The following is a 6,281-nucleotide window of genomic DNA, read 5'->3' as shown; positions in this document are numbered from 1 at the left end:
ACGATTGACTGTATAGATGGGAATTGGAAGAGGGGGAATCCTCAGAGATGTCCTTACCACTATACTTATAAAAAAGAATAAGTCTGAAAGCAATATTTTTTGCTTACAAACTTATTATACGAGGAGGAATTTTATGAAACGATTAATTTTTAAGTAACGGACACTGTAACTAATTCAAGTCAAGAAAGGATGAATATTGAAAAATGAATAATGAATTTTATTGTTTTATGTGTGAAACATTAAATAAACTAACTGGATCTACTATAGATAAATATAATATCGAAGCTGATTTGTCAACTTTTGAAATTAATTCTTTATTATTTATAAAATTAATTGTAGAAATTGAAGAAAAATATGGATTTGAATTTGATGATGAATACTTAATATTGGAGAAAATGAATACAATTAATGCAATATATTTAATAACGCAGAAATATGTAGATGGATTAAAACAAGTATGAGAAATGTCTATGGCGAGTACCAATACATAAAATTATTGGAAATGAGATGATAAAGTGACATTTGTGAAGAAAAAATACAAATCATACGATACATTAAAATTACCATTTAAAGCGTCACCGATCTGTACGGTATTAGAGTTATTCTTGTCAATTTCTCAATCTATCATGCAGACAGCGGTAATGGCTATGGTTACAGCTGAATTTGTAGATACAGCTACTGGCATACTGAATCATATACGTCCTAAAAGCGATATCTATCCTTCATTAGCTTTATTGCTAATCACACTAGGCGTGGTAAACATGATTGGTGTTTTTGCAAAAATGGCTAGTTCAAGGATTAGTGTGACTCTTCAGCGCAAGTTGAAGCCTTCTTTTGTTCAGACCTATGCGGCTATTGATTATAAACATATTGAAAATGAAAAGAGTTGGGAGCTGATTTCACGTGTATCTAGAGATCCAGTAAAATCGATTATGGATGGTATGGATGCATTGATACAGTTTATCCAAATCATAGTATCTATCTTCTCTGTTTTACTTTTAATTGTGACACAGGTATGGTGGGCGGCATTGATTATTTTTGCATTTTCAGTACCAATGTTTTGGTTATCAATGCGTGCTGGGAAAAAGAATTATCAAGCAGAATGCGAAGCAGAAAAATTCAATCGGCGTACGAATTATTTGGGTGAAGTGCTAACTGGGCGAGATAATATGGATGAGCGTACTTTATTTGGATACAGTGAAAACATCAATCACAAATGGCAGGAGCAATATCAGACAGGCAGAAAACTACAAGTAAAAGTTACGTCTAAAATGTTCTTAATTACGAAAGGCTCTAGTATGCTTTTGGCGCTGATTTCTTTAATGATCGCACTTACATTGATTGGCCCTGTCTTACATGGTCAGATAACCGCCGGTATGTTTATGGGTATTATCAGCGCTGTGTTCGGTATGATACAAAAATTGGGATTTCAGATGTCACGTTCTCTGGAGAGTATTTCACGTGTAAGCGAATATATGAAAGACTTAACCCAATTTGTTACACTAAGCGAAACCAAAGGTGCATTAGAAAAACCAGATGTAAACCCTATATCCATTGATTTATTGGAATTTCGTAATGTTTGTTTTCACTATCCGAATAGTGAAAAGTATACGCTGGATGGTTTGTCTTTTCAACTAAAAGCTGGACGTCATTATGCATTTGTTGGTACAAATGGTGCAGGCAAAACTACAATTATCAAACTATTAACTGGATTATATACTGATTATGAGGGGGAAATACTGATAAATGGGATAGAACTAAGCAAATACTCTGCTAGTTCACTTAAAGCAATGTTTTCTGTGGTATATCAGGATTTTGCTAAATATTACATAAGTATGAAAGACAACATATCACTTGGTAATATACATGCCAAAGGAAATGAGCAAAAGGCTGCTCAATTAGCAGGTTTGGAAGAGACAATGCACAATTTAAAGGACGGTATCAATACTCCGCTAGGCAAAATTAGAAAAGACGGACAGGATATTTCAGGTGGGCAATGGCAGCGCATTGCAATTGCTAGATCTCTCTTTAGTCAGGCTCCCATACGAATACTCGACGAGCCAACGTCCGCGCTTGATCCAATCAGCGAAAGTTTGCTATATAGTGAATTTGAAAAATTGATGAATGATAAAACGACAGTGTTTATTAGTCATCGTCTTGGTTCGACCAAATTAGCAGATGAGATATTAGTCATCGATGCGGGGAAAATCGTTGAAAGAGGCACACATGAACGATTAATGGCACAAAAAGGACAGTATGCGGATATGTTTGAATCACAAAGGGAGTGGTATCAATGAATAAAAAAAAGGAAGAGTATTCTTTATTAAACGTTATATTTCGAATTATTCCAATACAGTTTAAATCGGCCCCTTGGAACTGCATAATTGAAAATATACTAGCTGTTATGAATGGATTGTCCTTTGCGCTTACGGTCGTAGCAACCCAACATCTATTTGATGCCATATCCAAAGCCGCAATGGGTGATGCAGGTTTTATGGATTGCTTAATTCCGTTGTTTATATTAGGGACGGTCACCTTTGGTCAGCAGATTATCAATGGAGTGCAAAACTTTCATGGAACAGGGATTCTTTTACCAAAATCGGCAGGAAAACTTACAGAATTAATTCACAAAAAACTGGGATGTATCGATCCTATATATTTTGAAGATACCGATTTTTTAGATGATCTGAATAAAGCAAAAGAGGGGATCCGTGCAATTACTATGTTTTGCATGATTGTATTTGTCTGCGTCAGTTTCTATGGGGTCTATTTTTTAGCGATTGGGATTTATCTGTTTCAATTAAAACCTATGCTGATCTTAACACTACTTTTGGCTTTTATACCTGCGATGCTAGCTCAGACGATCCATGTAAAAGTATTTACTAAGCTTGAAGAGCAAAGTGCTCCACTTAGGCGAGAATATGAATATTACCAAAAAGCAATTTGTGATCGCGAGTATTTTAAGGAAACCCGTATTCTGGGTGTTTTTCAGTTTTTCTACAATCTATTTGAAGAAACGATGAAATTGCTAACTGATAAGATATGGAAAGCAGAACGTAAAACTGCATTATTGCAGCTCTTGTTAGATTTTACAACATTTGTTGGTATGGCTCTTACCGTATATATGTTATTTACTGCAACGATGTCAGGAGAGATTACTGTTGGGATGTTCGCAGCTGTGTTTTCTGCTCTTTCTCAGATATTTGCTATTATGCAAGAGATCATCAAGAAACACATCGGAAATATGAATCGTGATATCGGTAAGGTTATCAATTTCATACGATTGTACGATATGCCTGAACGAAGTGGAAAACAGGCAACTACAGATTTTAGAAAAGGTATTTATGCAAAAGACATTTCTTTCAAATATCCTGGCAGAGAAGAACCTGCCATTGCAAACGTAACTCTAAATATTGAAAATGGGGAGACAATTGCAATCGTTGGTGAAAACGGGGCCGGAAAAAGTACACTTGTACGTCTTTTGACTGGAATTTACACGCCCTCTAGTGGAAAGGTGTTCCTTGGTGGAGTAGATACTACATTAAGCTCCCCAGCATCTGTATACAAGAATATCTCCGGTGTATTCCAGAAATATCAACGCTATAAAATGACCTTGAAAGAAAATGTTGCTATTAGTAATCTTTCAATCGAAACTGATCAAACAAGGATTTCTTTTGCTTTATCCGAAGCAGATTTTGAAATGGGAAATATAAAACTAGATGACATGGTTTCTCCTGAGTTTGACGGAATTGATCTCTCTGGAGGACAATGGCAACGTGTTGCAATTGCGAGGGGACTATATCGCGACAATCATTTTATTGTATTGGATGAACCAACTTCCGCTATTGATCCAATTGAAGAAACAAAAATCTATAAACAATTTAAACAACTGGCTGAGGGGAAATGTGCTATCGTGGTAACGCATCGCCTTGGTTCTGCCAAATTGGCCGATCGTATTGTTGTTATGGATCGTGGCCAGATTGTTGATATTGGAACACATGACGAGTTGATTTCACGTCATGGCAAGTATGCAATCATGTGGGAGGCGCAAGCACAGTGGTATGAAAGATCGGATATTAAGAATACTGCGACGCCTGTTGTATGAGGAAATTTTTAGAAAATGCTATGGACATAAAATGGGACCATTAGAAACCGCGGATTTAATTGGGTTAAATACGGTAGTAAATTCTTTCGATGTATTATATAAGAGTTATCAAGATCCAAAATTCAGATGTTGTCCATTGCTAAAAAAGATGGTTGTTGATGCTAGTTTATTAGGAAGAAAATTTGGTGAAGGATTTTATGAATATAATTAAATGATAGGAGATAAAACTAATGGGAAGAGAAGAAATTAAAAATAAGATTATCAATTTTTTTGAGAATGTGTCTCGACATAAGGACATTGATTCTGAGCAAGATATAAGGACAATGGAGTTTATTAATTCCTTAACAGTAATGCAATTAATTGTTTTTATTGAGAAAGAGTTTGAATTAAGTGTCGATGATGATGTTTTAGGTAGTGAACAGTTTCATACTATAAACGGAATAAGTAACTATATATTTAAAAAACTGTAATTGATGCAGTCAAAACTATATTCTAATCTACGTTCAATATGCAGATTGTAAATTAGAACATAGTTAGAAAGGTAAGCTACATGAATAATTTAGCTTTTTTATTTGCTGGACAAGGTTCTCAGTTTTTAAAAATGGGTGAGTATTTTTACGAAAATTATAAGGTTGCCAGAAATGTATACAGTGAAGCTAGTGAAGCTTGTAATAAGGACGTAAGTAAGCTATGTTTGGAAAGTTCTCCATTAGAATTAAGTAGATTTACGAATATGCAGATAGCTGTTGTTACCACTGAGATTGCAATATGGAGATCTTTTAATGAAAAGTATGGGATTGCTCCACAATATGTATTAGGACATAGTATTGGTGAATATGCAGCTTTGGTTTGTGCAGGAGCAATCTCTTTGTCAGATGCTATTAAAGTATTATTGAAACGAGGATCGGTAGTTGAACGTATAGTAAATCAAAAGATAGGAAGAATGGCAATTGTAGAAAGATTACAACAATCTGATATTGAAAATATTATACAAACGCTACATCTTAATGATAAGGTATTCATCTCTTGTTATAACTCAAAGGAACAATTTGCCTTAAGCGGTTACAATGAAGAATTGAATGTTGTGGAGGACGAGATAATTAATAAACAAGGTGTTATCACGGATTTACCATTCAGCCCTCCAATACATAGCCCAATTATGAATGCTGCTAAAGCTGAGTTATTTAATTATTTATCTACTATTCAATATAAAAAAATGCGCATTCCTGTAATAACAAATTATACAGGAAAATCCAATAGAATCGAACAAAACATACCATATCTTATGTCGGAACAATTAACAAATCCTGTGTTATGGTCTGACAGTATGAAAGTGTTACATGATCATGGAGTGACAATGACAATTGAGATGAGCCCCAAAATCCTTACTTCAGATTTCAACCTATTTCCTGATGTTAAAACCTTATGTTATGGAATTAAAAAGCATAGAGCCGATTTAGAAGAGATTGCTAAAGTCGATAGTGTTTGTAAGGAAAAAATATATTTTGTGGGCAGCTGCTTAAGGTTTATTGCGACAACAATTAATGGAAGCCAAGAGAAATTAGATCTTAATAAAATTATGTCAAATTATAAGGATTTACAAGTACTTCATGAGAAAGAAAAAACAAGACAACTTGAAATAGTTGAGCAAAAAGAGGCTCTAAAGACTCTTATAGAAACTTTATCACTAAAAAAATTGTCTTTTGAAGAGATTAATAATGATATATATATGCTTTTAGATGAAACAAATAAATTGTATGAATTAAAATCTGACATACAAAAACCATTATATATATCGTAACTGTTTAATTCTAATTAGATAGGGATATACTGAGCGTAATCGTATTATGTCTGTAACATATTCTATGATGGGATTTGAGAAATACAAACAAACTCAAGATGTTCAAATACTAGAATATAAGGGGGAAGAAAGTGAAATTCCACAATATATAGATATTAAAAATGAAACAAATTAGAAATTGTAGATAGAGTCAAATAGTTGGATAGTAGGAATAACCTCTAGTTCTGTATCAGAACTAGGGGTTTAATAGTAAACGCTCCATAGTGAATGCGTAGATTTCTTTCTATGTATCTGAGATAATAGGCTCATTAAATCAAAAAAGTTAACCTCAACTTTTTTGACATCTATAGGAGGACTGTCTATGAACTCAACAAC

The 6,281-nt window shown here is 34.0% G+C and carries 6 protein-coding genes; all 6 read left to right on the top strand.

The window, feature by feature from the left end; all coding sequences use genetic code 11:
• Positions 1-203: 203 nt before the first annotated feature.
• The 6 genes from EFT72_RS18755 (at position 204) to EFT72_RS18730 (ending at position 5,906) form a co-directional block, all read left to right on the top strand.
• Positions 204-461 carry an acyl carrier protein gene (locus EFT72_RS18755; protein WP_124068442.1) on the top strand — a complete coding sequence of 86 codons (258 nt, stop codon included), beginning with the start codon at positions 204-206 and terminating at the stop codon, positions 459-461.
• Positions 462-515: 54 nt separating this feature from the next.
• Positions 516-2,297 carry an ABC transporter ATP-binding protein gene (locus EFT72_RS18750; RefSeq protein WP_124068441.1) on the top strand — a complete coding sequence of 594 codons (1,782 nt, stop codon included), beginning with the start codon at positions 516-518 and terminating at the stop codon, positions 2,295-2,297.
• On the top strand, positions 2,294-4,105 hold the full coding sequence (locus tag EFT72_RS18745; protein WP_124068440.1) for an ABC transporter ATP-binding protein: 1,812 nt from the start codon (positions 2,294-2,296) through the stop codon (positions 4,103-4,105). Before EFT72_RS18750 ends, EFT72_RS18745 begins: the two co-directional genes overlap by 4 nt.
• Positions 4,020-4,316, top strand: coding sequence for a 3-hydroxyacyl-CoA dehydrogenase family protein (locus tag EFT72_RS18740; RefSeq protein ID WP_124068439.1), 297 nt, complete (start codon positions 4,020-4,022; stop codon positions 4,314-4,316). Before EFT72_RS18745 ends, EFT72_RS18740 begins: the two co-directional genes overlap by 86 nt.
• 19 nt (positions 4,317-4,335) lie before the next feature.
• Entirely contained in the window at positions 4,336-4,575 is a 240-nt protein-coding gene (locus EFT72_RS18735; protein ID WP_124068438.1) for a phosphopantetheine-binding protein, read from the top strand.
• A gap of 80 nt (positions 4,576-4,655) precedes the next feature.
• The gene (locus EFT72_RS18730) at positions 4,656-5,906 is read left to right on the top strand and encodes an ACP S-malonyltransferase (protein WP_124068437.1); all 1,251 of its coding nucleotides are present in this window, start codon (positions 4,656-4,658) and stop codon (positions 5,904-5,906) included.
• Positions 5,907-6,281 lie beyond the last annotated feature (375 nt).

Source organism: Clostridium sp. E02 (assembly GCF_003833015.1).
Taxonomy (GTDB): Bacteria; Bacillota; Clostridia; order Lachnospirales; family Lachnospiraceae; genus Lacrimispora.
Note: the sequence above shows the minus strand (reverse complement) of the source record. Positions and strands in the feature narration are given on the sequence as shown.